This is a genomic window from Pseudoalteromonas sp. G5_S1_14_S5 (assembly GCF_054968605.1).
Window position 1 is genome coordinate 1 of sequence record NZ_JBQKUM010000190.1, and the last position, 1,074, is coordinate 1,074.

Genomic DNA, 1,074 nt, shown 5'->3' on the forward strand with positions numbered 1-1,074 from the left:
ATTTGCCCCTGCTCGCCCAACACATGTAGCTGGATATTGGCAATCGGCTGGCCAATCGGCACCACTTTCAGCTCAGTGACCGGATCGCAGACCCAATAACTGACATCAATCGCCGCTTCGGTAGGGCCATATAGATTATGCAGCTCAGCCTGAGTTCCAGTGGCAAAGAAATCCTTTTGTAAGGTGAATGGCAGGGCTTCACCACTACACACCACTTTTTTCACCGAACGGCACGCGGACCAATCGGCTCCATGCAACATGGCGGCCAGCATCGATGGCACGAAGTGCAGCACACTGATATCCTGCTGCTGGATCACCTCTGCCAGATAAACAGGATCCTTGTGTCCGTCCGGCTTGGCAACCACCAAGGCCGCGCCAGTCTGCAGGGGCCACAAGAATTCCCAAACAGAGACATCAAAACTGTACGGCGTCTTCTGAAGCACCCGATCAATCGATTGTAATTGATAGGCATCCTGCATCCACTGCAAGCGGTTGACAACGCCATCGTGCTGATTCATCACCCCTTTGGGCATCCCAGTGGAACCAGAGGTATAGATCACGTAGGCCAGATCCTTCGGGCCGCTAAGTGATGGTAGGTTATTCGCTGCCAGCTCACACCAAACAGTGTCGGTATCGAGGCTCAGTAGCTGTGGTGCAGTTTCTAAATCTTGGATCACGACAGACAGGTATTCAATATGGTGCGCTTGAGTGAGCACCAATGGCGTCTGGGTATCCTGCAGCATATGCGTCAGGCGGGCTGCAGGCACTTCGGTAGCCAGCGGTACATAAGCGCCCCCTGATTTCAGCACCGCCAGAATACTCACTACCATCTCCACACTGCGGTCAAAGTAGAGCGCTATCAGAGTATCGGGCTTCATGTTGTGTCCATGGGTAGCCTGGTACTGCTGACGGATGGCTCGTGCCAGTTGGTTGGCCCGTGCGTTAAGCTCGGCGTATGTCAGTTGCTCCTCCTCAAACACCAAGGCAATGGCATCCGGGGTCTTCTTAACCTGCGCTTCAATCAGTTGGTTCAGTGTCTTATTCTGCGGGTATGGCGCTGCGGTAGTGTTCCAC

1 protein-coding gene is annotated in these 1,074 nt (G+C 53.9%); it reads right to left on the reverse strand.

The annotated features are described in order from the left end of the window. Positions 1-1,074 (reverse strand): AMP-binding protein (locus tag ACTRWI_RS22485; RefSeq protein ID WP_499133912.1); only part of this gene is annotated, 1,074 nt, incomplete at both ends.